This window comes from Mitsuaria sp. RG, assembly GCF_028369275.1.
GTDB classification, from domain to species: domain Bacteria; phylum Pseudomonadota; class Gammaproteobacteria; order Pseudomonadales; family Pseudomonadaceae; genus Aquipseudomonas; species Aquipseudomonas peradeniyensis.
Genome location: NZ_JAQMYQ010000001.1, coordinates 152,284 through 177,443 on the forward strand (window position 1 = coordinate 152,284; position 25,160 = coordinate 177,443).

General features: G+C 65.6%; 17 protein-coding genes. 9 read left to right on the forward strand and 8 right to left on the reverse strand.

What is annotated here, in order from left to right; all coding sequences use genetic code 11:
- Positions 1-192: 192 nt before the first annotated feature.
- A complete protein-coding gene (gene creD / locus POF53_RS00700; RefSeq protein WP_203649773.1) occupies positions 193-1,521 on the forward strand; it encodes a cell envelope integrity protein CreD in 1,329 nt (442 codons plus the stop codon).
- Positions 1,522-1,712: 191 nt separating this feature from the next.
- On the opposite strand, the gene POF53_RS00705 is transcribed toward creD, so the two are convergent.
- The 5 genes from POF53_RS00705 to aceE form a co-directional block, all read right to left on the reverse strand.
- Positions 1,713-2,327, reverse strand: a complete 615-nt coding sequence (locus POF53_RS00705; protein WP_203649775.1) for a glutathione S-transferase — start codon at positions 2,325-2,327, stop codon at positions 1,713-1,715.
- 3 nt (positions 2,328-2,330) lie between these two features.
- Positions 2,331-2,999: a peptide-methionine (S)-S-oxide reductase MsrA gene (gene msrA / locus POF53_RS00710; RefSeq protein WP_203649778.1), complete on the reverse strand. Its 669-nt coding sequence runs from the start codon at positions 2,997-2,999 to the stop codon at positions 2,331-2,333.
- A gap of 179 nt (positions 3,000-3,178) precedes the next feature.
- Positions 3,179-5,872: a putative bifunctional diguanylate cyclase/phosphodiesterase gene (locus POF53_RS00715; RefSeq protein ID WP_232855038.1), complete on the reverse strand. Its 2,694-nt coding sequence runs from the start codon at positions 5,870-5,872 to the stop codon at positions 3,179-3,181.
- A 314-nt stretch (positions 5,873-6,186) separates the two neighbouring features.
- Positions 6,187-7,821 carry a dihydrolipoyllysine-residue acetyltransferase gene (aceF, locus tag POF53_RS00720; RefSeq protein WP_498965875.1) on the reverse strand — a complete coding sequence of 545 codons (1,635 nt, stop codon included), beginning with the start codon at positions 7,819-7,821 and terminating at the stop codon, positions 6,187-6,189.
- Positions 7,822-7,834: 13 nt separating this feature from the next.
- Positions 7,835-10,480, reverse strand: a complete 2,646-nt coding sequence (aceE, locus tag POF53_RS00725; protein ID WP_232855040.1) for a pyruvate dehydrogenase (acetyl-transferring), homodimeric type — start codon at positions 10,478-10,480, stop codon at positions 7,835-7,837.
- Positions 10,481-10,863: 383 nt separating this feature from the next.
- Here aceE and glnE point away from each other — a divergent pair, with 383 nt between their 5' ends.
- The 8 genes from glnE (at position 10,864) to POF53_RS00765 (ending at position 20,983) form a co-directional block, all read left to right on the forward strand.
- Positions 10,864-13,797 (forward strand): bifunctional [glutamate--ammonia ligase]-adenylyl-L-tyrosine phosphorylase/[glutamate--ammonia-ligase] adenylyltransferase, encoded by a 2,934-nt coding sequence (glnE, locus tag POF53_RS00730; RefSeq protein ID WP_232855041.1) that lies wholly within the window; start codon positions 10,864-10,866, stop codon positions 13,795-13,797.
- Positions 13,798-14,022: 225 nt separating this feature from the next.
- Positions 14,023-15,072 carry a lipopolysaccharide heptosyltransferase II gene (gene waaF / locus POF53_RS00735; protein WP_028689091.1) on the forward strand — a complete coding sequence of 350 codons (1,050 nt, stop codon included), beginning with the start codon at positions 14,023-14,025 and terminating at the stop codon, positions 15,070-15,072.
- Positions 15,073-16,131: a lipopolysaccharide heptosyltransferase I gene (gene waaC / locus POF53_RS00740; RefSeq protein WP_232855042.1), complete on the forward strand. Its 1,059-nt coding sequence runs from the start codon at positions 15,073-15,075 to the stop codon at positions 16,129-16,131.
- On the forward strand, positions 16,131-17,255 hold the full coding sequence (locus POF53_RS00745; RefSeq protein WP_232855043.1) for a glycosyltransferase family 4 protein: 1,125 nt from the start codon (positions 16,131-16,133) through the stop codon (positions 17,253-17,255). Before waaC ends, POF53_RS00745 begins: the two co-directional genes overlap by 1 nt.
- Entirely contained in the window at positions 17,252-18,058 is an 807-nt protein-coding gene (gene rfaP / locus POF53_RS00750; protein WP_203649794.1) for a lipopolysaccharide core heptose(I) kinase RfaP, read from the forward strand. Before POF53_RS00745 ends, rfaP begins: the two co-directional genes overlap by 4 nt.
- Entirely contained in the window at positions 18,058-18,792 is a 735-nt protein-coding gene (locus POF53_RS00755) for a lipopolysaccharide kinase InaA family protein (RefSeq protein WP_232855044.1), read from the forward strand. The genes rfaP and POF53_RS00755 overlap by 1 nt, the downstream gene beginning before the upstream one ends.
- On the forward strand, positions 18,789-19,541 hold the full coding sequence (locus tag POF53_RS00760; RefSeq protein WP_203649805.1) for a lipopolysaccharide kinase InaA family protein: 753 nt from the start codon (positions 18,789-18,791) through the stop codon (positions 19,539-19,541). The genes POF53_RS00755 and POF53_RS00760 overlap by 4 nt, the downstream gene beginning before the upstream one ends.
- The gene (locus POF53_RS00765; RefSeq protein ID WP_203649807.1) at positions 19,541-20,983 is read left to right on the forward strand and encodes a lipopolysaccharide kinase InaA family protein; all 1,443 of its coding nucleotides are present in this window, start codon (positions 19,541-19,543) and stop codon (positions 20,981-20,983) included. The genes POF53_RS00760 and POF53_RS00765 overlap by 1 nt, the downstream gene beginning before the upstream one ends.
- Before the next feature lie 184 nt (positions 20,984-21,167).
- Here POF53_RS00765 and POF53_RS00770 read toward each other — a convergent pair whose 3' ends face one another.
- From POF53_RS00770 to POF53_RS00780, 3 genes are all read right to left on the reverse strand, one after another.
- Positions 21,168-21,344, reverse strand: a complete 177-nt coding sequence (locus POF53_RS00770; protein WP_232855045.1) for a DUF4175 domain-containing protein — start codon at positions 21,342-21,344, stop codon at positions 21,168-21,170.
- Complete coding sequence (locus POF53_RS00775) at positions 21,341-22,453, reverse strand: PepSY-associated TM helix domain-containing protein (RefSeq protein WP_232855046.1); 1,113 nt, start codon at positions 22,451-22,453, stop codon at positions 21,341-21,343. Before POF53_RS00775 ends, POF53_RS00770 begins: the two co-directional genes overlap by 4 nt.
- 75 nt (positions 22,454-22,528) lie before the next feature.
- Positions 22,529-24,961, reverse strand: a complete 2,433-nt coding sequence (locus tag POF53_RS00780; protein ID WP_254465284.1) for a TonB-dependent siderophore receptor — start codon at positions 24,959-24,961, stop codon at positions 22,529-22,531.
- Positions 24,962-25,160: the final 199 nt, after the last annotated feature.

Here is a 25,160-nt window from a genome sequence, read left to right on the forward strand (position 1 = left end):
GTAGGAGCGGGCTTGCCCCGCGAAGTGGCCAGCCCAGGCAACATCACTGCCTGATCGGGCCTCATCGCGGGGCAAGCCCGCTCCCACGCAGTGTTGCTGTCCAAGCCATCTCCACACAATCTCCACATTCCCTCCCCAAGGGCTCCACGCGGCGGGCAGACACTGCCCCCATCGCAAACGGAGCCCAACCCCATGAACAAGTCCCTAGGTTTCAAGCTCGGCCTGATCGCCGTGCTGATCCTGCTGCTGCTGATTCCCCTGCTGATGATCGGCGGCTTGATCGACGAACGTCAGCAACTGCGCAACAACGTGCTCGGCGAGATCGCCGCGAGCTCCAGCTTCGACCAGCTGGTCAGCGGCCCGGTGCTGGTGGTGCCCTATCGCAAGTACGAGCGGCGCTGGATCGACAAGGACGGCACGAGCGTCCAGGAGACCACCACGATGCACGGCAATCTTTACTTCCTGCCGGAAACCTTCGCGATGGATGTGGGCGTCGATACCGAGCTGCGCGCCCGCGGCATCTACCAGGCGCGCCTGTTCCATGCCAAGGGTCAGGTCAGCGGTCGCTTCAAGCTGCCTGAGCGCTGGGGGATCGAGAAGGACTACGACGACTACCGCTTCGACAAGCCGTTCCTGATGGTCGGCATCAGCGACATTCGCGGCATCGAGAACAGCCTGGAGCTGACCCTGGATGACCAGCGCCTGCCGTTCGAGGCCGGCAGTGGTGTCGACTGGCTGCCCGGTGGCGTGCATGTGGCCCTGCCGCAGTTGAGCGACCAGAAGGCCCGCGAGTTCGACTACGCCTTCGACCTGGCCCTGCTGGGCACCGGCCAACTGGCGGTGCTGCCGGTCGGCCGCAGCAGCACGGTGGACATGCGCGCCAACTGGCCGCACCCGAGCTTCGTCGGCAGCTACCTGCCGAGCCGCCGCGCCATCGATGAAAAGGGCTTCAGCGCCCACTGGCAGACCTCGTTCTTCGCCACCAACCTGGAAGAGTCCATGCGCCTTTGCGCGACCGTCGGCAAGTGCGGCGATTTCAACGAGCGTTCATTTGGCGTCAGCTTCGTCGACCCGGTGGACCAGTACCTCAAGAGCGAACGGGCGATCAAGTATGCCCTGCTGTTCATCGCCCTGACCTTTGCCGGATTCTTCCTGTTCGAGGTGCTCAAGAACCTCAGCGTGCACCCGGTGCAGTACATCCTGGTGGGCGTGGCCCTGGCGTTCTTCTACCTGCTGTTGCTGTCGCTGTCCGAGCACCTGGGGTTTGGCCTGGCCTATGGGCTGTCGGCGTCGGGCTGTGTGTTGCTGATCGGCTTCTACCTGGTTCATGTGCTGCGCAGCCTGGGGCGTGGGGTTGGCTTTGCGGCGGGGCTGGCGGCGTTGTACGCGATGCTCTATGGGCTGCTCAGCGCCGAGGACTATGCGCTGCTGATGGGCTCGCTGCTGTGCTTTGGCCTGCTGGGCGTGTTCATGGTGCTGACCCGGCGGCTGGACTGGTCGCGGGTGGGGAGGGGGGTATGAGGGAGGATAGAGAGATCGGGCGCTGGTTGGCGCAGAGAATCGGATTGTTGTTTCCTGTGATACCGCGGTAAGTTCTGGGGCTGCTGTGCAGCCCTTTCGCGGCACAAGACCGCTCCTACAGGGTTGAGTGGACTCCTGTAGGAGCGGCCTTGTGCCGCGAAACGAGGGCGCCAGCCCTCGCCAGCGTAGTCTCAGGCTATCGGAGCTGTAGCCACCATCGACGGCCGCTGGCTCACCTCGGCATACCACGCCGCCAGCCCCGGATACAGCCCACGCCAATCGAACTCAGGCTGGCGCAGGTCCAGATACCCCAACGCACAAGCCACGCCAATCGCCGCCAGGTCGAACCCCGAGGCCAGCTCCGCCAGGTGCTCCTGTTCAAGATTGGCCAGGCTGCGGCGGATCTTCTCGCCCTGCGCCTGCACCCAACCGTCCCACTGCTTGTCCGCCGGGCGCAGGAAGGTTTCGTAGCGGGTAGCCACCGCCGCGTCCATGATCGCATCGGCCTGGGAGGCCAGGGTCAGGCGCCGCCAGCGTGCCGAGCCCTCGCGGGGGATCAGCGGCAGGCCGACGTGCTGGCTGTCGAGGTACTCACAGATCACCCGGCTGTCGTGCAGCACGCTGCCGTCGTCCAGGCGCAGGGCCGGGATCTTGCCGATCGGGTTGCCCTGGTTGAGCTGCGCGTCGCTGTTCACCGGGCTGATGTTCACGCCCTGCACGGTGACCCGGTCCAGCTGGCCGGTCTCGTGCAGCACGATCATCACCTTGCGCACGAACGGCGACAGCGGCGAATGGAACAGGATCATGGCTCAGTTGCCCTGCAGGCTGGGTGGCAGGCACACGCCGGTGCCGCCGATACCGCAGTAGCCTTCCGGGTTCTTGGCCAGGTACTGCTGGTGGTAGGCCTCGGCGAAGTACACGGTCGGCGCCTGGGCGATCTCGGTGGTGATCTCGCCGAAGCCGGCCTTGCCCAGCTCGGCCTGGAAGGCGGCCTTGCTCGCGTTGGCTTCATCCAGTTGCTGCGGCGAGGTGCAGTAGATCGCCGAGCGGTACTGGGTGCCGACATCATTGCCCTGGCGCATGCCCTGGGTCGGGTTGTGCAGCTCCCAGAACATCGTCAGCAGCTCGCGGTAGCTGACCCGGTTCTTGTCGAACACCACCAGCACCACCTCGGTGTGGCCGGTCAGGCCCGAGCAGACTTCCTCGTAGGTGGGGTTGGGGGTGAAACCGCCGGCGTAGCCGACCACGGTGCTGACCACGCCTTCGCGCTGCCAGAACCGGCGCTCGGCGCCCCAGAAGCAGCCCAGGCCGAAGATGGCGAAATCGATGTCGCCTTCGAAGAACGGGCCGAGCAGCGGGGTGCCTTCGAACACGTAGTGGAACTCGGGCAGGGTCATCGGGGTTTCGCGGCCAGGCAGGGCCTGTTCCGCGGTGGGCAGGACGTTTTTGTTCACCAGGATTTCCGAACGCAGGGTCATGGCCGTTCCTCTATTTGATATTCAACAACCTGGGGCCGCTTTGCGGCCCTTTCGCGGCACAAGGCCGCTCCTACAGGGGGACGCATGATCCCTGTAGGAGCGGCCTTGTGCCGCGAAAGGGCTGCAAAGCAGCCCCGGCAGGCTAGTGATGTCTATAGTGCCCGAGCTTTACGCCGCTGTCAGTCCACCGGACCACGAGGATAGCGGCGCAGTTTCTCGTTCAGCTCGCGCCCCGGAATCGGCCGGTCGAACAGGTAGCCCTGGCCGACGTCGCAGCGGTGTCGGCGCAGGAACGCCAGCTGCTCGGGGGTCTCGATCCCTTCGGCGACCACCTTGAGCTTGAGGTTGTGGGCCATGGCCACCACCGCCGAGGTGATCTCCATGTCGTCCTGGTTGTCGGGGATCTCGTTGATGAAGCTGCGGTCGATCTTGATGATGTCGATCGGGAACTTCTTCAGGTAGCTCAGCGACGAGTAGCCGGTGCCGAAGTCGTCCATGGCCAGGGTCAGGCCCAGGGCCTTGAGCTCGTCGAGCTGACGGTGGGTGTCCTCGGTGGCTTCCAGCAGCAGGCCTTCGGTCAGTTCCAGTTCCAGCAGGTGCGGCGGCAGGGCTTCCTCCTTGAGGATGCTGCCGATCGAGCTGACCAGCTCGGGGTCGGAAAACTGCTTGGGCGACAGGTTGATGGCCACGTGCAGGTTGCCGAAGCCGGCTTCGCGCAACTGCTGGCTCATGCGGCAGGACTGGCGCACCACCCACTTGCCGATGGGGATGATCAGGCCGGTTTCCTCGGCCACGCTGATGAACTGGTCGGGGCGGATCATGCCGCGCTCGGGGTGGTTCCAGCGCAGCAGCGCCTCCAGGCCAAGCAGGCGGCCGCTGCGCAGGCACAGCTTGGGCTGGTAGAACACTTCCAGTTCGTTCTGGGTCAGGGCGCGGCGCAGGTTGTTCTCGACGAACAGCTTGTAGCTGGCCTCGGCATTGAGTACCTCGGTGAACACCTGGACCTGGTGCTTGCCGTTGGCCTTGGCCTTGTGCAGGGCCAGGCCCGCGTTCTTCATCAGCGTGGCCGGGTCGCTGCCGTGCAGCGGCGCGCAGGCCAGGCCCACGGAGGCGGTGACATTGATCAGCTGGTTGTCGACGAACATCGGTTTGTCGAGGGTGCGCAGCAGCTGGTGGGCGACGCCCTGGCCATCTTCCAGGTTGGTGTCGTCGAGCAGCACGGCGAACTCGTTGCTGGCGAAGCGCGCCAGGCTGCCGCCATTGGCCAGGCTGTTGCGCAGGCGCCGGGCCAGGCTGATCAGCAGCTTGTCGCCGGTCTGGTGGCCGAGGCTGTCGTTGATCCGCTTGAAGTTGTCGATGTCCACCAGCAGCAGGCAGATGGGGCTGGCGCTGTCGCGGGCGAAGCGCTCGTCGAGGTTGCGGATGAACGCCGGGCGGTTGCCCAGGTTGGTCAGGTTGTCGGTGTAGGCCAGGCGCTCGATGCGCTGCTGGGCCAGCTTGGTCTGGGTGACATCCTCGTAGATGCCGATGTAGTGGGTCAGCTCGCGGTTGTCGCCGTATACCTTGGAGATCGACAGCTGGCCCCAGTACGGCTCGAGGTTCTTGCGCCGGCTCTTGAACTCGCCCTGCCAGCTGTTGCCCATGGCCAGGCTCGACGGCGAGTCGAACAGCAGCTCGCTCAGGTTTTCCAGCGCCGGCAGTTCGGCCAGGTGATGGCCCTGGACCTCTTCGGTGCTGTACTGGGTGATCGCGGTGAAGCTGGGGTTGACGTATTCCACCACGCCGTCGCGGTTGACCAGCAGGAAGGCGCTGGCGCTCTGTTCCACGGCGCGCTGGAACAGGTGCAGGGCGCTGGCGGCGGTGCGCCGGTTGTGGTTGTTGATGACCTGGGCGAACTGGTCGGCCAGCTCGCCGGCGAAGGCGATCTCGTCCGACTGCCAGGCCCGTGGCTGGCCGGTCTGCTCCAGGCACAGCACGCCGACCACCTGGCCGTCGATGCGGATACTGGCATCGAGCATGGCGTTGTCGTCGGTGCTGTACAGCGATTCGGCCATCTCGCGGGTGCGCGGGTCGTGGCTGGCGTTGTGGGCGTCGATGGCGCGGCTGGCGTGCAGGGCTTCCAGGTAGTCCGGGAAGCGGCTGGCGTCGATCGCCTCGGGCATGCGGTGCTGTTGGTCGCGGCTGTACCAGGCGCTGATCGGCTCCAGGCGCTGGTCGTTCAGGTACCAGATGCTGGCGCAGTCGACCTTGTAGATCTCGCAGGCGCTGCGGGTGATCAGCTCGGCGGCTTCGAGCAGCGAGTTGCCGATGCTGTAGCGCTGGCGGGCCAGGCGCAGGATCAGGTCCTGCTGGGCGCGCACCCGCTCCAGGTGTTCGAGCTGCTCCTGCTGGGCGCGCTGGTTCAGTTGCAGGGCCAGTTGCAGGCGGTTGTTGCGCGACTCCAGGTCGTTGGCGTCGAGGTCCGGGGTGTCCTGGCGGTGGTCGTCGAACACCGTCAGGTAGCCGCGCAGCAATTGGCGATTGTGCTGCTTGTAGCTCTCCCCGACCTCCAGCAGGCGCAGTGGCGCCGGGCAGGCGTGCAGGGTGTAGCGCACCCGGTAGTAGCCGCGCTGGGCCAGCTGCAGCTGGATCTCGTCGTGCAGCTTGTAGCGTGCTTCCGGCTCCATGAGGCTGGCATAGGGCGAGCCGATCAGGGCGCAGAGCTCGGCGGCGGGCAGGCCGAACTGGCGGTCGCAGGCCGGGTCGAGGTAGAGCATGGCCCAGCTGGCTTCGTTCAGCCGCTCGAAACGCAGCATACCGAGCCGCGAGGGCACGGGAAGCTGCGTCACGACCTCGGCCGCCACACGGCTGGCGGCATCGGGTTGGCTTTTCATCGAAGACTCGCTTGAACTGGGGCGCGGCCTGGAGCACGGCGCATCGGGCAAGGTTGCATCATGTCCCGTGGGCTGGCAAGCGGCCATGGGGGATGCTGTGAACAGGTTGTCGGCTGTTCTTGCAGAATCTGTAGGACCGGCGGGCGGCAGACGATCGCATCCCCCTGTAGGAGCGGCCTTGCGCCGCGAAAAGGAGGCAAAGCCCTCCCAGCAATCCCAGGCAAAAAAAAAGCCCCGCCAATTGGCGGGGTTGAGGTACGAGCGTGGCAGCTCGAAAACGGGGCTGCCCCTCTAGGGAGGGGCAGCGTGCTGCGTTACAGCAGCATGGTGCGGATATCGCCCAGCACGTCGCCCAGGCGCTTGGTGAAGCGCGCGGCGGCGGCGCCGTTGATCACACGGTGATCGTAGGACAGCGACAGTGGCAGCATCAGCTTCGGCTGGAAGGCCTTGCCGTCCCAGACCGGCTGCATGGTCGCCTTGGACACACCGAGGATCGCCACCTCAGGCGCGTTGACGATCGGCGTGAAGCCGGTGCCGCCAATGTGGCCGAGGCTGGAGATGGTGAAGCAGGCGCCCTGCATCTCGTCGGCCGAAAGCTTCTTGGTGCGGGCTTTCTCGGCCAGCGCGGCAGCTTCGGCAGCCAGTTGCAGCAGGCTCTTCTGGTCGACGTTCTTGATCACCGGGACCAGCAGACCGTCCGGGGTGTCCACGGCGAAGCCGATGTGCACGTACTTCTTGCGGATGATCGCCTTGCCGCTTGGCGCCAGCGAGCTGTTGAAGTCCGGCAGTTCCTTGAGCAGGAAGGCGCAGGCCTTGAGCAGCAGTGGCAGCACGGTCAGCTTGACGCCCGCCTTCTCGGCCACGGCCTTCTGCGCGACGCGGAAGGCTTCCAGCTCGGTGATGTCGGCGGAGTCGAACTGGGTCACGTGCGGCACGTTCAGCCAGCTGCGGTGCAGGTTGGCGGCGCCGACCTGCATCAGGCGGGTCAGGGCCACTTCTTCCACTTCACCGAACTTGCTGAAGTCCACGGCAGGGATCGGCGGGATGCCGGCGCCGCCGGTCGCACCGGCAGCCGCCGGAGCTTCCTTGGCCTTCTGCATCATCGCCTTGACGTAGACCTGCACGTCTTCCTTGAGGATGCGGCCGTGCGGACCGGTGGCGGCAACAGCGCCCAGCTCGACACCGAATTCACGGGCCAGCTGACGAACGGCCGGGCCTGCGTGAACCTTGGCGTTGCTGCCGGCGGCCGGTGCGGTGGCAACCGGTGCAGGGGCAGCAGCCGGGGCGGCAGCGGCAGGTGCGGCGGCAGGAGCAGCCTCAGCCTTGGCCGGTGCAGCAGCGGCAGGTGCCGGAGCGGCGGCAGGTGCGGCACCAGCAACTTTCAGCTTGAAGATCAGGTCGCCAGTGCCGACTTCATCTTCCAGCTTGCACAGTACTTCCTCGACCACGCCAGCAGCTGGCGACGGGATCTCCATGGAGGCCTTGTCGGACTCCAGGGTAATCAGCGACTGGTCGGCTTCGACGGTGTCGCCGACCTTGACCAGCACTTCGATGATCTTGGCCTTGCCCGACGAGCCGATGTCCGGCACGTGGATGTCCTGCACGCTGGCGGCAGCCGGGGCTGCGGCAGGAGCAGGGGCAGTTTCGGCAGCCGGTGCCGGGGCAGCAGCTGGAGCCGGGGCGGCGGCGGCCGGAGCCTCAGGCGCCGCAGCGGCGCCCTCGACTTCCAGGACCAGCAGCTCGTCGCCTTCTTTCAGGCGATCGCCCAGCTTGACCTTCAGTTCCTTGACCACACCGGCCTTCGGCGCGGGGATCTCCATGGAGGCCTTGTCGGACTCCAGGGTCAGCAGGCTCTGGTCAGCCTCGATACGGTCACCGACCTTGACGAACAGCTCGATGATTTCACCTTCACCGCTGCCGATGTCAGGTACGCGAATGAGTTCGCTCACTTAAAAATACTCCTCAGCAGTCCAGTGGGTTGCGCTTGTCCGGATCGATGCCGAACTTGACGATGGCGTCAGCCACAACCTTCGGTTCGATCTCGCCACGGTCAGCCAGGGCTTCCAGGGCAGCCAGCACCACGAAGTGGCGGTCGACTTCGAAGAAGTGACGCAGCTTCTTGCGGCTGTCGCTGCGACCGTAACCGTCGGTACCCAGGACCTTGAACTCTTTGCTCGGCACCCACTGGCGAATCTGCTCGGCGAACAGCTTCATGTAGTCGGTGGAGGCGATGACCGGGCCCTTGCGACCGGCCAGGCACTCTTCGACGTAGGTCTGCTGAGGCTTCTGGCCAGGCTTGAGGCGGTTGGCGCGTTCCACGGCTAGGCCGTCGCGACGCAGTTCGTTGAAGCTGGTGACGCTCCACACGTCGGCGCCGACGTTGAACTCTTCACGCAGGATCTTCGCGGCCTCGCGGACTTCGCGCAGGATGGTGCCGGAGCCCATCAGCTGTACGTGGTGCGCGGCTTCGCGGGTGTCTTCTTCCAGCAGGTACATGCCCTTGATGATGCCTTCCTCGACACCGGCCGGCATGGCAGGCTGCTGGTAGGATTCGTTCATCACGGTGATGTAGTAGAAGATGTCCTGTTGCTCTTCGGTCATCTTCTTCATGCCGTCCTGGATGATCACCGCCAGCTCGTAGCCGTAGGTCGGATCGTAGGTGCGGCAGTTCGGGATGGTGCCCGCCATCATGTGGCTGTGACCGTCTTCGTGCTGCAGGCCTTCACCGTTGAGGGTGGTACGGCCGGCGGTACCGCCGATCAGGAAGCCACGGGTGCGGCTGTCGCCGGCGGCCCAAGCCAGGTCGCCAATGCGCTGGAAGCCGAACATCGAGTAGAAGATGTAGAACGGCAGCATCGGCTGGTTGTGGCAGCTGTACGAGGTACCGGCAGCGATGAACGACGACATGGCGCCGGCTTCGTTGATGCCTTCCTCGAGGATCTGGCCCTTCTTGTCCTCGCGGTAGAACATCACCTGGTCTTTATCGACTGGCTCGTAGAGCTGGCCGACCGACGAGTAGATGCCCAGCTGGCGGAACATGCCTTCCATACCGAAGGTACGGGCTTCGTCCGGGATGATCGGGACGATGCGCTGGCCGATGTCCTTGTCCTTGACCAGCTGCGCCAGGATGCGCACGAAGGCCATGGTGGTGGAGATTTCGCGGTCGCCCGAGCCGTCCAGGATCGCTTTCAGCGTTTCCAGTGGCGGGGTTGGCACGCTGAAGCTCTTGGCGCGGCGCTGTGGCACGAAACCGCCCAGGGCGGCACGGCGTTCGGCCAGGTACTTGGCTTCGGCGGAACCTTCTTCCGGCTTGAAGAACGGCAGGTTCTCCAGATCCGCATCCTTGACCGGGATGTCGAAGCGGTCACGGAAGTGACGCAGGCTGTCGACGTCGACCTTCTTGGTGTTGTGCGCGGTGTTCTTGGCTTCGCCGGCACCGGTACCGTAACCCTTGATGGTCTTGGCCAGGATGACGGTCGGCTGCTCTTTGTGGTTCACGGCCTGGTGGTACGCCGCGTAGACCTTGTACGGGTCGTGGCCGCCACGGTTGAGCTTCCAGATCTCGTCGTCGGACAGGTCTTCGACCATGGCCTTGAGCTCTGGGGTGTTGAAGAAGTTTTCACGAACGTACGCGCCATCTTTGGCTTTGTAGTTCTGGTACTCGCCGTCGATGACCTCGTCCATGCGGCGCTGCAGGGCACCGTTGGTGTCCTTGGCCAGCAGTGGGTCCCAGAAACGGCCCCAGACGACTTTGTTGACGTTCCAGCCACCGCCTCGGAACACGCCTTCGAGTTCCTGGATGATCTTGCCGTTGCCGCGAACCGGGCCGTCGAGGCGCTGCAGGTTGCAGTTGATGACGAAGATCAGGTTGTCCAGCTTCTCGCGGCCGGCCAGGGCGATCGCGCCCAGGGATTCCGGCTCGTCGCACTCGCCGTCGCCCATGAAGCACCAGACCTTCTGCTTGCCGGCCGGGATGAAGCCACGGGCTTCCAGGTACTTCATGAAGCGTGCCTGGTAGATCGCCTGGATCGGGCCCAGGCCCATCGATACGGTCGGGAACTGCCAGAAGTCAGGCATCAGCCACGGGTGCGGGTACGAAGACAGGCCTTTGCCGTCCACTTCCTGACGGAAGTTGTTCATCTGCTCTTCGTTGATGCGGCCTTCCATGAAGGCGCGGGCGTAGACGCCTGGCGAAGCGTGGCCCTGGAAGAAGATCAGGTCGCCGCCGTGTTCGTCGGTCGGGGCCTGGAAGAAGTAGTTGAAGCCGATGTCGTACAGGGTGGCGCTGGAGGCGAAGCTGGAGATGTGTCCGCCCAGGTCCGAGTCTTTCAGGTTGGTGCGCATGACCATGGCCAGGGCGTTCCAACGCACCATCGAGCGGATGCGGCGTTCCATGAACAGGTCGCCAGGCATGCGTGCTTCGTGGGTGACAGGGATGGTGTTGCGGTACGGCGTGGTGATGGCATACGGCAGCTGGGAGCCACTACGGGTGGCCAGCTCGCCCATACGGGTCATCAGGTAATGAGCGCGGTCTTCGCCTTCTTTGTCGAGGACCGACTCCAGGGCATCCAGCCATTCCTGGGTTTCGATTGGATCGAGGTCTTGCATGGCTTGCTCCAGGGCGGAAAGGCCACCAGAATCGATGGCCTGAGTTTGCGACTGGCCTTATGGGCAGACGTCGTGAATTCTTGGATTACCGGACAGTCATCCGGCGCGGTGTAGTTTTACTACAAATGCTTTCTCATTTCATGCTTTGGCAGGTCATGAGTAGTAGTAAAACTACACAAATGCGACGTTTGGTCGCATCCCGGGTTGTGGGGAAAAACGTTCATGTTGGTTGGCGGTGTGTCGATGGCAGGTGAATCTTGATGGGTTTTGCCAAATTTTTGATTATTTCAGCTATTTCCAACTTTTGTACGACAGTCCAACCGTGGTCCAACCCCCGTTTGACCTCTGCAACCGCTCTCTTTCACGCCGATCAAGGATAGACCATGCGCCTGCCTTTGCCGCTCGATCTGCCTGCCGCCCTCCAACCGCTGGTCGCTCGCAACCAGCAATTCCTGCGCGATGCCCTGGCAGGTCATCCTGGCCTGGCCCTGGACAGCCTGAGCGCCGAGCACCGCCGTCAGTTCGACCAGGTCGCCGCCGCCAGCGACTTTGTCCTGGCCCAGGCCCAGCGTGATCCGACGATGCTGTTCGAACTGCTGGCCAGCGGCGCGATGGACCAGGCGTTCGCGCCTGGCCAATTGCGCGCGCAGATCAACGCCGTGGCCCAGGCTGCCCAGAACGAGGACGAACTGGCGCGCAACCTGCGCCGCGAGCGCAACCGTCAGCAACTGCGCATCATCTGGCGCGACATTACCCGCCAGGCCGCGTTGCCCGAAACCTGCCGCGACCTGTCCGACCTGGCCGACGCCAGCATCGACGAAGCTTATCAATGGCTGTACCCGCGCCACTGCCAGCAGTTCGGCACGCCCATCGGCAACCGCAGCGGCCAGCCCCAGCACCTGGTGGTGCTGGGCATGGGCAAGCTGGGCGCGGTGGAGCTGAACCTGTCATCCGACATCGACCTGATCTTCGCCTTCCCCGAGGGCGGCGAAACCGAAGGGGTCAAGCGCTCGCTGGACAACCAGGAGTTCTTCACCCGCCTGGGCCAGCGCCTGATCAAGGCGCTCGACCCGGTCACCGTCGACGGCTTCGTGTTCCGCGTCGACATGCGCCTGCGCCCCTATGGCTCGGCCGGCGCGCTGGTGCTCAGCTTCAATGCCCTGGAGCAGTACTACCAGGACCAGGGGCGCGACTGGGAGCGCTACGCCATGATCAAGGCGCGGGTGGTCGCCGGTGATCAGGTAGCCGGCGCGCAGTTGCAGGAGATGCTGCGGCCGTTCGTCTACCGGCGCTACCTGGACTTCTCCGCCATCGAGGCGCTGCGCACCATGAAGCAGCTGATCCAGCAGGAAGTGCGGCGCAAGGGCATGGCCGACAACATCAAGCTCGGTGCCGGCGGCATTCGCGAGGTGGAATTCATCGCCCAGGCGTTCCAGCTGATTCACGGCGGGCGCGACCTGAGCCTGCAGCAGCGGCCGTTGCTCAAGGTGCTGACCACCCTGGAAGGGCAGGGCTACCTGCCGCCGGCCGTGGTCGCCGAGCTGCGCGACGGCTATGAGTTCCTGCGCTACACCGAGCACGCGATCCAGGCCATCGCCGACCGCCAGACCCAGATGCTGCCGGACGATCCGACCGACCGCGAGCGTATCGCCTACATGCTCGGCTTTGCCGACTGGGACAGCTTCCACGGCCAATTGATGCACTGGCGTGGGCGCATCGACTGGCATTTCCGCCAGGTCATCGCCGACCCGGATGAGGACGAAACCGAAGGCGAACTGGTGGTCGGCGGCGAGTGGTCGCCGCTGTGGGAGCAGGCCCAGGATGAAGACGCGGCCTCCCGCCAGCTCGAGGAGGCCGGCTTCCGCCAGCCGGCCGAGGCCCTGCGCCGCCTGACCGCGCTGCGGGCCAGCCCGACCCTGCGCTCGATGCAGCGTATCGGTCGCGAGCGCCTGGACGCCTTCATTCCGCGGCTGCTGGCCCAGGCGGTCGAGCACGACAACCCCGACCTGGTGCTGGAGCGGGTGCTGCCATTGGTCGAGGCCGTGGCGCGGCGCTCGGCCTACCTGGTGCTGCTCACCGAGAACCCCGGCGCCCTGCGCCGCCTGCTGACCCTGTGCGCCGCCAGCCCGTGGATCGCCGAGCAGATGGCCCGCTACCCGCTGCTGCTCGACGAATTGCTCAACGAAGGCCGGTTGTTCAGCCCGCCGCTGGCGCCAGAGCTGGCCGCCGAGCTGCGCGAGCGCCTGACGCGCATTCCCGAGGACGACCTGGAGCAGCAGATGGAGGCCCTGCGCCACTTCAAGCTGGCCCACAACCTGCGCGTGGCCGCCTCGGAGATCAGCGGCAACCTGCCGTTGATGAAGGTCAGCGACTACCTGACCTGGCTGGCCGAGGCGATTCTCGACCAGGTGCTGGCCCTGGCCTGGCGCCAGACCGTGGCGCGCCACGGCCAGCCCAAGCGCAGCGACGGCAGCCTGTGCGACCCGGGCTTCATCATTGTCGGCTACGGCAAGGTCGGCGGCCTGGAGCTGGGCCACGGTTCGGACCTGGACCTGGTGTTCATCCACGATGGCGATCCGAACGCCGAAACCGACGGCGCCAAGCCCATCGACAGCGCACAGTTCTACACCCGCCTGGGCCAGCGCATCATTCACCTGCTGACCACCCAGACCAACTCCGGCCAGCTTTACGACGTGGACATGCGCCTGCGCCCCTCCGGCGCCTCGGGGCTGCTGGTCAGCTCGCTGGGCGCCTTCGAGCGCTACCAGCAGAACGAGGCCTGGACCTGGGAGCACCAGGCCCTGGTGCGGGCCCGCGTATTGGTGGGTTGCAAGCAGGTGGCGACGGCCTTCGAGGCAGTACGGGCGCAGGTCCTCGGCCAGCCTCGCGACCTCGACAAGCTGCGCGTAGAAGTCAGCGAAATGCGCGCCAAGATGCGCGACAACCTGGGCACCAAGGCTACTGCCGCCGGCACCGCGGGCAACGCCTTCGAGGCCGGCCAGTCGTTCGATATCAAGCAGGATGCCGGCGGTATCGTGGATATCGAATTTATGGTGCAATACGCCGCTTTGGCCTGGTCCCACGACCATCCGGCCATACTGCGCTGGACCGACAACATCCGCATCCTCGAAGAGCTGGAACAGGCCGGGCTGATGTCCGCCGCCGACGCCGTGCTGCTGCGCGAGGTGTACAAGGCGTTCCGTTCGGCGTCGCACCGTCAGGCCCTGCAGAAGCAGGCCGGGGTGATCGATGCGGCGCAGTTTGTCGATGAGCGTCGTGAGGTAAGGCGGATCTGGGGTGGACTGGGTCTGACTTGAAATTGTTGGGGCCACTGTGCGGCCCTTTCGCGGCACAAGGCCGCTCCTACAAGGGATTGCGTTCCCTGTAGGAGCGGCCTTGTGCCGCGAAAGGGCTGCAAAGTAGCCCCAAAGGTTCATGCCTCACCACCGGTGGTACACTGTCCGCCACATAGCCTGAATATAAAGAGGGGAGGCCAGGTTGTAGCGCAGCCTGCAGCCTCCCCGAATGTTTCTGGATAAAGCATGAGAATACTGATCATTGGCCCCAGCTGGGTCGGCGACATGGTGATGGCGCAGACCCTGTTCCAGTGCCTCAAACAGCAGCACCCCGACTGCGTGATCGACGTCCTGGCCCCCGAGTGGAGCCGGCCGATCCTCGAGCGCATGCCCGAGGTGCGCCAGGCCCTGAGCTTCCCGCTCGGCCACGGCGCGCTGGAGCTGGCCACGCGCCGGCGCATCGGCAAGTCGCTGGCCGGCCAGTACGACCAGGCGATCCTGCTGCCCAACTCGCTCAAGTCGGCGCTGGTGCCGTATTTCGCCGGTATCCCCAAGCGCACCGGCTGGCGCGGCGAGATGCGCTACCTGCTGCTCAACGACGTGCGCAAGCTGGACAAGGCCCGCTATCCGCTGATGATCGAGCGCTTCATGGCCCTGGCCTACGCACCGGATGCCGAGCTGCCCAAGCCTTACCCGCGTCCGAGCCTGCAAATCGAAGCCGCCAGCCGCGAAGCGGCCCTGGCCAAGTTCGGCCTGGCGCTGGACCGCCCGGTGCTGGCGCTGTGCCCTGGCGCCGAGTTCGGTGAGGCCAAGCGCTGGCCGGCCGAGCACTACGCCGAGGTGGCCGACGCAATGATCCGCCAGGGCTGGCAGGTGTGGCTGTTCGGTTCGAAGAACGACCACCCGGTGGGCGAGCAGATCCGCGACCGGCTTATCCCCGGGCTGCGCGAGGAGTCCTGCAACCTGGCGGGCGAAACCTCGCTGGCCGAGGCCATCGACCTGATGTCCTGCGCCGATGCGGTGGTGTCCAACGACTCTGGCCTGATGCATGTGGCCGCCGCCCTCAACCGCCCGCTGGTGGCGGTGTACGGCTCGACCTCGCCGGGCTTCACCCCGCCGCTGGCCGACCAGGTGGAAGTGGTGCGCACCGGTATCGAGTGCAGCCCCTGCTTCGAGCGCACCTGCCGCTTCGGCCACTACAACTGCCTGCGCCTGCTGGAGCCGGCCAAGGTCATTGCCGCGCTGCAGGGCCTGGGCGGGCCTAACCTGATCGATACCGTGGCCGAGGTCGACTGAGTGCGGGTACTGATCATCAAGACCTCGTCCCTGGGCGATGTCATCCACACCCTGCCGGCGCTCACCGACGCCGCCCACGCCATCCCCGGCATCCGTTTCGACTGGGTGGTGGAAGAAGGCTTCGCCGAGATTCCCAGCTGGCATCCGGCGGTCGACCGGGTGATCCCGGTGGCGATCCGCCGCTGGCGCAAGAATATCTGGCAGACGCTCAAGAGCGGTGAGTGGAAAGCCTTCAAGCAACGCCTGCGCGAGCACAAGTACGACCTGGTAATCGACGCCCAGGGCCTGGTCAAGTCGGCCTGGCTGACGCGTTACGTGAAAGCGCCGGTGGCCGGCCTGGACCGTTACTCGGCCCGTGAGGGCTGGGCCAGCCGCTTCTACAACCGGCGCCTGTCGGTCGCCGTCGGCCAGCATGCCGTGGAACGGGTGCGCCAGCTGTTCGCCCTGGCCCTGGCCTACGACCTGCCGGAAGGGCTGGGCGACTACGGCCTGGACCTCAACCGTTTGCAACTGCCGCCTGCCGCGCCCTACGTGGTGTTCCTGCACGGTACTACCTGGGCCACCAAGCACTGGCCGGAGGCCTACTGGCGCGAGCTGGCCGAGCGCATGGGCCGACGCAAGCTGCAGGTGATGCTGCCCTGGGGCAACCCGGCGGAAAAGGCCCGTGCCGAGCGCATCGCCCAGGGCTTGAACAACTGCCAGGTGCTCCCCAAGTTGAATCTTGTCGGCGTTGCCCGCGTGCTGGCGGCGGCCAAGGCCTGCGTGGCGGTGGACACTGGCCTCGGCCACCTGGCCGCCGCGCTGGACGTGCCGACCATCTCGCTGTTCGGCCCCACCAACCCTGGTCTGACTGGCGCCTACGGACGCGCCCAGATCCACCAGGCGAGCAACTTCCCCTGCGCCCCGTGCTTGCAGAAGAAGTGCACCTACAAACCGAGCGCCGAGGACCTGCGCCGGTTCGATCTCAAACGCGAGTGGCCGCTGTGCTTCACTCGCCTGAATCCCGAGCATGTGGCGGGCCGCTTGAGCGCGCTGCTGCTGGCTGAGGATGTTCGTTGATGCAACTGGCTTTTGTGCTCTACAAGTATTTCCCCTTTGGCGGGCTGCAGCGCGACTTTATGCGCATCGCCCTCGAGTGCCAGAAGCGTGGTCACCAGATCCGCGTGTACACGCTGATCTGGGAAGGTGACATTCCGCCGGGCTTCGAGGTGCTGGTGGCGCCGGTCAAGGCGCTGTTCAACCACCGCCGCAACGAGAAGCTCAGCGCCTGGATGGAAGCCGACCTGGCCAAGCGCCCGGTCGATCGCCTGATCGGCTTCAACAAGATGCCCGGCCTGGACGTCTACTACGCCGCCGACGGCTGTTTCGAGGACAAGGCCCAGACCCTGCGCGGCGGCCTGTACCGCCGCTGGGGTCGCTACCGCCATTTCGCTGAGTACGAGCGGGCGGTGTTCGCGGAGGATGCGCGTACCGAGATCCTGATGATCTCCGAGGTGCAGCAGCCGCTGTTCATCAAGCACTACGGCACCCCCGAGGCGCGCTTCCACCTGCTGCCGCCGGGCATTTCCCAGGACCGCCGCCGTCCGGCCGACGCCGCGGCCATTCGCGCTGATTTCCGCCAGGAGTTCGGCCTGGCCGACGACGAGCTGCTGCTGGTGCAGATCGGCTCGGGCTTCAAGACCAAGGGCGTGGACCGCAGCCTGAAGGCCCTGGCGGCGTTGCCGTCAGCCCTGCGCAAGCGTACCAGGCTGATGGTCATCGGCCAGGACGATCCCAAGCTGTTCCAGGTGCAGAGCACGGCGCTCGGCCTGGGCGAGCAGGTGCAGTTCCTCAAGGGGCGCAGCGATATTCCGCGTTTCCTGCTCGGTGCCGACCTGCTGATCCACCCGGCCTACAACGAGAACACCGGCACCGTGCTGCTTGAGGCGCTGGTCGCCGGCCTGCCGGTGCTGGTGTCGAAGGTTTGCGGCTATGCCCACTACATCGCCGAGGCCGATAGCGGCCTGGTGCTGGACGAGCCGTTCGAGCAGGAGCAGCTGAACCGCTACCTGCAACGCATGCTCGAAGACGCCGGGGCCCGCGCGGCCTGGTCGGACAACGGTGTGGCCTTCGCCGAGACCGCCGACCTGTACAGCATGCCGCAGCATGCCGCCGACGTGATCCTCGGTCAGGAGACCGCATGAAGCTGATACTGGCCGAACCGTTCAAGCGCCTGTGGGCCGGGCGCGATCCCTTCGAGGCCGTCGAGGCCCTGCAGGGCGAGGTGTACCGCGAGCTGGAAGGCCGTCGCACCCTGCGCACCGAGGTCGATGGCGCGGGCTTCTTCGTCAAGATCCACCGCGGCATCGGCTGGGGCGAGATCTTCAAGAACCTGTTCAGCGCCAAGCTGCCGGTGCTCGGCGCCGGCCAGGAATGGCGGGCCATCCAGCGCCTGCATGAAGCCGGTGTGCCGACCATGACCGCAGTGGCCTACGGCGAGCATGGCAGCAACCCGGCCACCCAGCACTCGTTCATCGTTACCGAGGAGCTGGCGCCCACCGTCAGCCTGGAAGACTTCAGCATCGACTGGGTCAAGCAGCCGCCAGCGCCGCGCCTGAAGCGCGCGCTGATCGCCGAAGTGGCGAAGATGACCGGCGGCATGCACCGCGCAGGGGTCAACCACCGCGACTGTTACATCTGCCACTTCCTGCTGCACACCGACCGCCCGGTGACGCCGGAAGACTTCAAACTGTCGGTGATCGACCTGCACCGCGCCCAGACCCGGGCGAAGATCACCCGTCGCTGGCGCGACAAGGACCTGGCCGCCCTGTATTTCTCGGCCCTGGACATCGGCCTGACCCGCCGCGACAAGCTGCGCTTCCTGCGCGGCTACTTCCAGCGCCCGTTGCGCCAGGTGCTCAAGGACGAAGCCGCGCTACTCGCCTGGCTGGAGCGCAAGGCGCAGAAACTCTACGACCGCAAGCAACGTTACGGGGACGCACTCTGATGGCGAGCTGGAACCTGGCGCCCGAGTATGCGCACCTGGCGGCCGATTTCGGCAGTGTCGACGCGGTGTTCGCCATCCAGGGCGAACGCCTGACCCGCGACCCGCTGAGCGAGGTCATCCGCATCGAGCGCGATGGCGTCAACTACTACGTCAAACGCTACACCGGCGCCGGCAAGCACATGCGCCGCTACCTGGGCCGGCCGCGGGTCAAGGCCGAGTGGCAGAACCTCAAGCAGTTCGCCAAGTGGGGCATCCCCACCGCCGATGTGGTCGCCTGGGGGCTCGAGCGCCAGGGCCTGGCCTTTGGCCGCGGGGCAATGATCACCCGCGAACTGCCGCGCACCGAGGACCTCTCGGCGTTGGCCGAACGCAATGATCCGCGTCTGCGCGACAGCGCCTGGGTCGATCACGTCAGCCGCCAGCTGGCACGCCACACCCGGGTGATGCACGATCATCATTTCGCCCACAACGACCTGAAATGGCGCAACCTGCTGGTCGACGACCAGGGCACGCTATTCTTCATCGACTGCCCGACCGGCGACTTCTGGCGCGGCTTCATGCTGCGCCACAGGCTGATCAAGGATCTGGCGTGCCTGGACAAGGTGGCCAAGTACCACCTGTCGGCGACCCAGCGCCTGCGCTTCTACCTGCAATACCGCGGACACGCGCGTCTGAACGCCCGTGACAAGAAGCGCATTCGCCAGGTGCTGGGCTTTTTCGAGGGAAGGGAATGACCGATTACCTGGCCAGTGCCGACCAGGCGCTGCTGCAACGGCACGGGCTGAGCGACTTCGAGGCGCTGTGGGCCCTGCAGCTGGACGCCGTGGACGAACCCAATACCGGCCGTGGCGGCTGGAGCAGCGTGTTCCGCCTGGAGCTCGAGGGCAAGGGTTTCTACCTCAAGCGCCAGAGCGACTACTTCACCCGCAGCCTGCAGCGGCCCTTCGGCGAGCCGACCTTCGCCCGCGAGTTTCGCAACATCAGCCGCTACCAGAAGCTCGACATCCCCGCCCTGCAGGCGGTGTTCTATGGCGAGCGCAAGCAAGCTGGCGAGCACCGGGCGATCCTCATGACCCGGGCGCTGGACGAGTGGACCGACCTCGAGCAACTGCTCGGCCGTTGGGCGCAGATGGACGCGCCGCAGCGCCAGGCGATCCTCCAGGCCTGTGGGCGGCTGGCCCGCACCCTGCACGGCGCCGGGCAGATGCACGGCTGCTTCTACCCCAAGCACATCTTCCTGCGTGAGCGCCGCGAGGGCTGGCAGGCCCAGCTGATCGACCTGGAAAAGACCCGTCCGCTGCTGTTCGGCATGCGCGACCGGGTCAAGGATCTGGAGCCGTTGCTGCGCCGCGCCCGGGCCTGGGACGAAGCGGACGTGCGCGTGCTGCTGGCGGCCTACCTGGAGCAGCCGGCGGACAGCGCCCTGGTATCCACCTGGCTGCAACGCCTGACCCAACGCCGTCGTCACAAAGAGGCCCGCTGATGCGCCTGAGCGAATTGAAGGAGGCCGGGCGCAGCCCTAGCCTGCCGCTGACCGTCACCCTCGCCGACGCCGCGGGCAGCGCCGACCTGCAGCTGCTCAACCTGTTGCGCGTGCTGCCGGGCCAGCGTTATGTCGGCGCGGGTATCTGGCGTGGCACCAAGGTGCTGGCCAAGCTGCTGGTCGGCGGCAATGCCGCCCGGCACTTCCAGCGCGAGCGCGATGGTGCCCTGCTGATGGCCGAACAAGGCCTGACCACCCCACGCCTGCTGGCCGATGGCCTGAAGGAAGGCGAGGGCGGCTGGGTATTGTTCGAATACCTCGACCATGCCGAAAGCCTGGGCGACGCCTGGGCCCGGGTGGAGCAATTGCCGATGCTGGCCGACGAGCAGCACCTGGTGCTGGGCGAGGCCCTCACCGCCGTGGCGCAGATGCACGCCAAGGGCCTGTGGCAGGAGGACCTGCACCTGGACAACCTGCTACGCCAGGACGGCCAGCTGTACCTGATCGACGGCGCCGGCATCAAGGCCGAGACCCCCGGTCAGCAGCTGTCGCGCCAGCGCGTGCTGGAAAACCTCGGGGTGTTCTTCGCCCAGTTGCCCAAACGCCTGGAGCCGTTCATCGAGGAAGCGCTGGTGCACTATGTGCTGGCCAACGCCGAGCACGCGCTGCCGCTGGAAGCGCTGCACAAGCAGGTGGACAAGGTGCGCGCCTGGCGCCTGAAGGATTACCTGGAAAAGGCCGGTCGCGAATGCACCCTGTTCAGCGTCGAGCGCAACCTGTCCGGGCTGCGAGCGATTTGCCGTAACGAAGTAGAGGCGATGCGCCCGGTGCTGGAGCAGGCCGATACGCTGATCGACCAGGGGTATCTGTACAAGACCGGTGGCGCGGCCAGCGTGGCGCGTATCGAGGTGGCCGGGCGCAAGTTGGTGCTAAAGCGCTACAACATCAAGAACACCGCCCACTGGTTCAAGCGCTTCTGGCGCCCGAGCCGGGCCTGGCATTCGTGGATCGAAGGCCACCGCCTGGGGTTTCTCGACATCGCCACGCCTCGCCCCCTGGCGGTGCTGGAGCAGCGGGTGATGGGGCTGCGCAGCACGGCCTACCTGGTAACCGAGTACGCCGACGGGCCGGACCTGATCGAATGCTTCGCGCCCTACGTGGAAAGCGGCGAGGCGCCTGACGAGCAGGTCGAGGCCCTGGCTCGGGTGATGCAGCAACTGATCCGCGAGCGTATCAGCCATGGCGACTTCAAGGGCCACAACCTGTTCTGGCAGGACGGCCAATGGTCGCTGATCGACCTCGACGCCATGTGCCAGCACGCCACCCAGCTCAGCTTCGCCCCGGCCTTCGCCCGGGACCGGGCGCGGCTGCTGCGCAACTGGCCGAGGGACAGCGCGCTGCATCAGCGGCTGGACCAGGTGTTGCCGCGGTTGGCTGATTGAATGATCGGTTGACGCGATCCCTGTAGGAGCGGCCTTGTGCCGCGAAAGGGCTGCGAAGCGGCCCCGGCGATCTTTGCCACAACGCTGAAATCCCGGGGCTGCTTCGCAGCCCTTTCGCGGCACAAGGCCGCTCCTACAGGTCCCTGCTGAATCAATGAGTCATGTGCAGTTCCATGTGAGCTGCCTACCGCCGCCAGAACCCACTCAGGCCCAGGCCGGCCGAAACGCCCAGCCCCACCCAGGCCAGCATATCCCACATCCCATCCCCGAGCAGTGCGGCAAACAGCCCGGCCGCACTGAGCACGGCGATCAGCGCCGGCCAGGCGAAGATCCTGCGGGTGCTTTGCGACTTGTGGCTCATGCCCGCACCTCCCGTGCCTTGCGTTGCTTACCCCACCACAGGTACAGGCCGCTGCCCAGCACGATGATGGTCAGCACATCGAGCACGGCCCAGAGGATCTGCATCGGCCGGCCGCCGTAGTCGCCGAAGTGCAGGGGCTGCGACAGGCCCATGGCGTCCATGTACCACGGGCGTTCGCCCACGGCGGTCACCTCCAGGGTGCGCGCATCGATCAGGATCGGCGTGAACAGGTGCGAGGTCAGGTTCGTGGCGCCATTCATGAACACCGCGTAGTGGTGCTCGCTGGAGAAGCGTGTGCCGGGGAAGGCGATGAAGTCCGGGCGCATGCCAGGCGCGGCCTGTTCGGCGATCTTCAGCAGCTGCGTGGCCGAGGCGCGTTCGGTGAGCGGCGGTGCGTCGCGGTAGGGCGCGACCATGGCCGCCAGGCTGTCGTTGCGCCAGGCGGCGATCACCAGGTCGGACAGGGCGCTGATCACCCCGGTGACGCCGACCACCAGGGCCCAGGTCAGGGTGACCACGCCGATCAGGTTGTGCAGGTCCAGCCAGCGCAGGCGCCGCGACTTGTCGTGGCGGACCGTGGCGAAGCGCAGACGGCGCATGAACGGCGCGTAGAGCACGGTGCCGGAGACGATGGCGACAATGAACAGCACCCCCATGAACGCCAGCAGCAGCTTGCCGGGCAACCCGGCGAACATGTCCACGTGCAGGCGCAGCATCAGCATCATGAAGCCGCCGTTGGCTGCCGGCATGGCCACGGCCTCGCCGGTGCGCGCGTCGAGCATGAAGGTGTGCGAGTCGTCGGGATGGGTGCCGGCGGTGGCGGCCATGATCGTGACCACGCCGTTGGGCTCGTCCTCTTCGTATCCGAAGTACTGCATCACCTCGCCGGGGCGGTGCTGTTCGGCCTTGAGCACCAGCTGCTGCAGGTCCAGGTGCGGGGTGTCGGCGGGCATCTCGCGCAGTTGCGGCGCGTCGCCGAGCAAGTGCTCCAGCTCGTGGTGGAAGATCAGCGGCAGGCCGGTGAGGGCGAGCAGCAACAGGAACAGCGTGCAGACCAGGCTGCTCCAGGTGTGGATCGCTGACCAGCGGCGGATGGTTTGGCTTTTCATCACGGCTCCTTACGCAATCGCGGGTCAAGCCCGCTCCCACGATCTGCAGGAGCGGACCTGACCCGCGATGGCCACTCAGAACTTGTAGGTGGCGCTGGCGACGACACTGCGCTGGTCGCCGTAGTAGCAGTAGTAGCCGTCGCAGGTCGAGAGGTAGTCCTTGTTCAGCAGGTTGCTGGCGTTGATCGCCACCGAGGCGCCCTTGAGGCTGTTGTCCAGGCGGCCCAGGTCGTAGTGCACGGCGGCGTCGAACACCGTGTAGGCCTTGCTCTTGCCGAGCCAGGTGTTGGCTTCGTCACCGTAGCGGTTGCCGGTGTAGCGTGCGCCCAGGCCAATGCCGAAGCCGTCAAGCACACCGGTATGCCAGGTGTAGTCGGTCCACAGGGAGGCCTGCTGGTTGGGCATCTGTTGCAGGCGGTTGCCTTTGTACGGCCCTTTCTGGACTTCGGACTTGGCCAGGGTGTAGGCGGCGATCACTTTCAGGTTGTCGGTGACGTCGGAGACAGCCTCAAGCTCCAGGCCATGGACTTTCACTTCACCGGTCTGGCTGGTGACCGGCGTGCCACCGATGTTGTTGGTGACCTGGACGTTCTTCTGGGTCAGGTCGTACACCGCGGCAGAGAGCAGGGTGTTGGAGCCTGGTGGCTGGTACTTGATGCCCAGCTCCCATTGCTCGCCTTCGGTCGGCTTGAACGTCTTTTCCGGGTCCGCGTCTGCGCTGCTGGCCGGCTGGAAGGATTCGGCATAGGACAGGTAGGGCACCAGGCCGGAGTCGAAGACGTAGCTGATCGCCGCGTTGCCACTGAACTTGCTGTCGCGCTGGGTGTTGGTGGCATCACCCTTGTTGAAGAACTTGGTGCCGGTGTGGACCCAGTCCTGTCGCCCGCCCAGGGTCAGGCGCCAGTTGTCGAGTGCCATCTGGTCCTGGATATAGAGGCCGGTCTGCACCGTCTTCTGGTTGTAATCGTAATAGGCCGAGGAGCGCGCGGGGCGGGTGATCGGCAGGCCATAAGCCGGGTTGTTGACGTCGATCGGCGGCACATCGAAGCCATAGATCGCCAGGTAGTCGTGATTGGTGCGCTGGTGGTCCAGGCCAATCAACACGGTATGGCTGACGGCACCGGTGGCGAAGTCGGCCTGGAAGTTGTTGTCGACCGCGAACTGGCCGATATTCTCCTCGGTGTTGGTGGACATGCGGTTGGCAATGCCGTCATCGGTGACCGGGAGGTAGTCTTTGTTGTAGCTGCTGACCGTAATGGTCTGGAACGAAAGCTCCGACTTGGTGTAACGCAGGTTCTGGCGGAACTGCCAGACATCGTTGAAACGATGTTCGAAGGCATAACCCAGCGCGTAATAGGTGCGGTCGTAGTAGTCGTAATCCGGGTCACCCAGGTTCTTGTGGCGGGAGACCTTGCCGAATGGCATGTCGATCTTGGTGCCTTGGATCGGGTAGAACTGGCTGGTGGCGCCGGTGTCGTCGCGGGTGAACTGGCTGAGGAAGGTCAGCGAGGTGTCTTCGTCGATGTTCCAGGTCAGGCTCGGGGCGATGTTGTAGCGCTTGTTATCGATATGGTCGATCTGCGTGCCGCTGTCGCGTACCACGCCGCTGACGCCATAGAGGAACTGGCCCTGCTCATCGAGCTTGCCGGTGCTGGCGAAGTTGATCTGGCGGTGGTTGTCGCTGCCGTACTGCAGTTGGATCTCGTGGCTGCTCTCGGCCTGGGGGCGGCGGCTGACCATGTCCAGCAGACCGCCGGGCGGGGTCTGGCCATACACCGACGAGGCCGGGCCACGCAGCAGCGCAAGGCGGTCGAGGTTCCAGGTTTCGGCTTTCGGGTTGGCATACACGCCGCGGGGCAGGGGCAGGCCGTCGAGGAACTGGGTCGGCTCGAAGCCGCGCACGCGCATCCAGTCATAGCGGGTGTCGCTGCCGAAACTGGCCGAGACGATACCCGGCATGTACTTCACCGCGTCATCCAGGCTTTGCACGCCGCGGTCGCTCATCTGCTGGCGGGTGGCGACGGAAATGGAGCGTGGGACCTCGACCAGCGCGGTGTCGGTCTTGGTGCCGGCGGCGGTGCGCTTGGCGGTGTAGCCTTCCACCGGGCCCCAGGCGCTCTCAAAGCTGCTGTTGGCGTTGATGTTGGTTTCCGGCAGCGCCAGGGTGCCTTCGCTCACCGCCACCAGACTGTAGCTGCCGGCGCTGCTCTGCTGCAGTTGCAGACCGGTATCGCGCAGGGCGGCCTGCAGGGCGCCGACCGCGTCGTACTGGCCACTGACCGGCGCCGATTTGCGCCCGCTGACCAGTGCCGGATCCAGCGCCAGGGCGATCCCGGCCTGGCTGGCGATCTGGTTCAGGGTGCTGGCCAGCGGTGCGCTGGGCAGGTCGTAGGCACGCAGGGCGGCCTGTTCGGCGGCGAACAGGGTGGTGCTGGCCAACGGTGCGGCCAGGCCGATGGCCAGGGCCATCAGGCTGGGGCGAAGCAAAGCATCAACGGCACGGGACATGCAGCGGCTCCTCGACGAAATAGTGCTGACTGCTTCCTTGCCGAGCGAGATTGGGAAAGTGACAGGGTCTTTTGAAAAAATATCTGACAGGGTTGGCACGAGCGGCGCTCAGCGCTATATCGCCTTGGCTTCTTCGCGGGTAAATCCGCTCCCACAGGTTTGATGCATTCCCTGTGGGAGCAACTGTCTTGCTCAATTT

What these genes read in the sequence shown, in the direction of transcription:
- creD (WP_203649773.1), top strand. Translation starts at nt 193, where the DNA reads ATGAACAAGTCCCTAGGTTTCAAGCTCGGCCTGATCGCCGTGCTGATC.
- POF53_RS00705 (WP_203649775.1), bottom strand. Translation starts at nt 2,327, where the DNA reads ATGATCCTGTTCCATTCGCCGCTGTCGCCGTTCGTGCGCAAGGTGATG.
- msrA (WP_203649778.1), bottom strand. Translation starts at nt 2,999, where the DNA reads ATGACCCTGCGTTCGGAAATCCTGGTGAACAAAAACGTCCTGCCCACC.
- POF53_RS00715 (WP_232855038.1), bottom strand. Translation starts at nt 5,872, where the DNA reads ATGAAAAGCCAACCCGATGCCGCCAGCCGTGTGGCGGCCGAGGTCGTG.
- aceE (WP_232855040.1), bottom strand. Translation starts at nt 10,480, where the DNA reads ATGCAAGACCTCGATCCAATCGAAACCCAGGAATGGCTGGATGCCCTG.
- glnE (WP_232855041.1), top strand. Translation starts at nt 10,864, where the DNA reads ATGCGCCTGCCTTTGCCGCTCGATCTGCCTGCCGCCCTCCAACCGCTG.
- waaF (WP_028689091.1), top strand. Translation starts at nt 14,023, where the DNA reads ATGAGAATACTGATCATTGGCCCCAGCTGGGTCGGCGACATGGTGATG.
- POF53_RS00745 (WP_232855043.1), top strand. Translation starts at nt 16,131, where the DNA reads ATGCAACTGGCTTTTGTGCTCTACAAGTATTTCCCCTTTGGCGGGCTG.
- rfaP (WP_203649794.1), top strand. Translation starts at nt 17,252, where the DNA reads ATGAAGCTGATACTGGCCGAACCGTTCAAGCGCCTGTGGGCCGGGCGC.
- POF53_RS00755 (WP_232855044.1), top strand. Translation starts at nt 18,058, where the DNA reads ATGGCGAGCTGGAACCTGGCGCCCGAGTATGCGCACCTGGCGGCCGAT.
- POF53_RS00760 (WP_203649805.1), top strand. Translation starts at nt 18,789, where the DNA reads ATGACCGATTACCTGGCCAGTGCCGACCAGGCGCTGCTGCAACGGCAC.
- POF53_RS00765 (WP_203649807.1), top strand. Translation starts at nt 19,541, where the DNA reads ATGCGCCTGAGCGAATTGAAGGAGGCCGGGCGCAGCCCTAGCCTGCCG.
- POF53_RS00770 (WP_232855045.1), bottom strand. Translation starts at nt 21,344, where the DNA reads ATGAGCCACAAGTCGCAAAGCACCCGCAGGATCTTCGCCTGGCCGGCG.
- POF53_RS00775 (WP_232855046.1), bottom strand. Translation starts at nt 22,453, where the DNA reads ATGAAAAGCCAAACCATCCGCCGCTGGTCAGCGATCCACACCTGGAGC.
- POF53_RS00780 (WP_254465284.1), bottom strand. Translation starts at nt 24,961, where the DNA reads ATGTCCCGTGCCGTTGATGCTTTGCTTCGCCCCAGCCTGATGGCCCTG.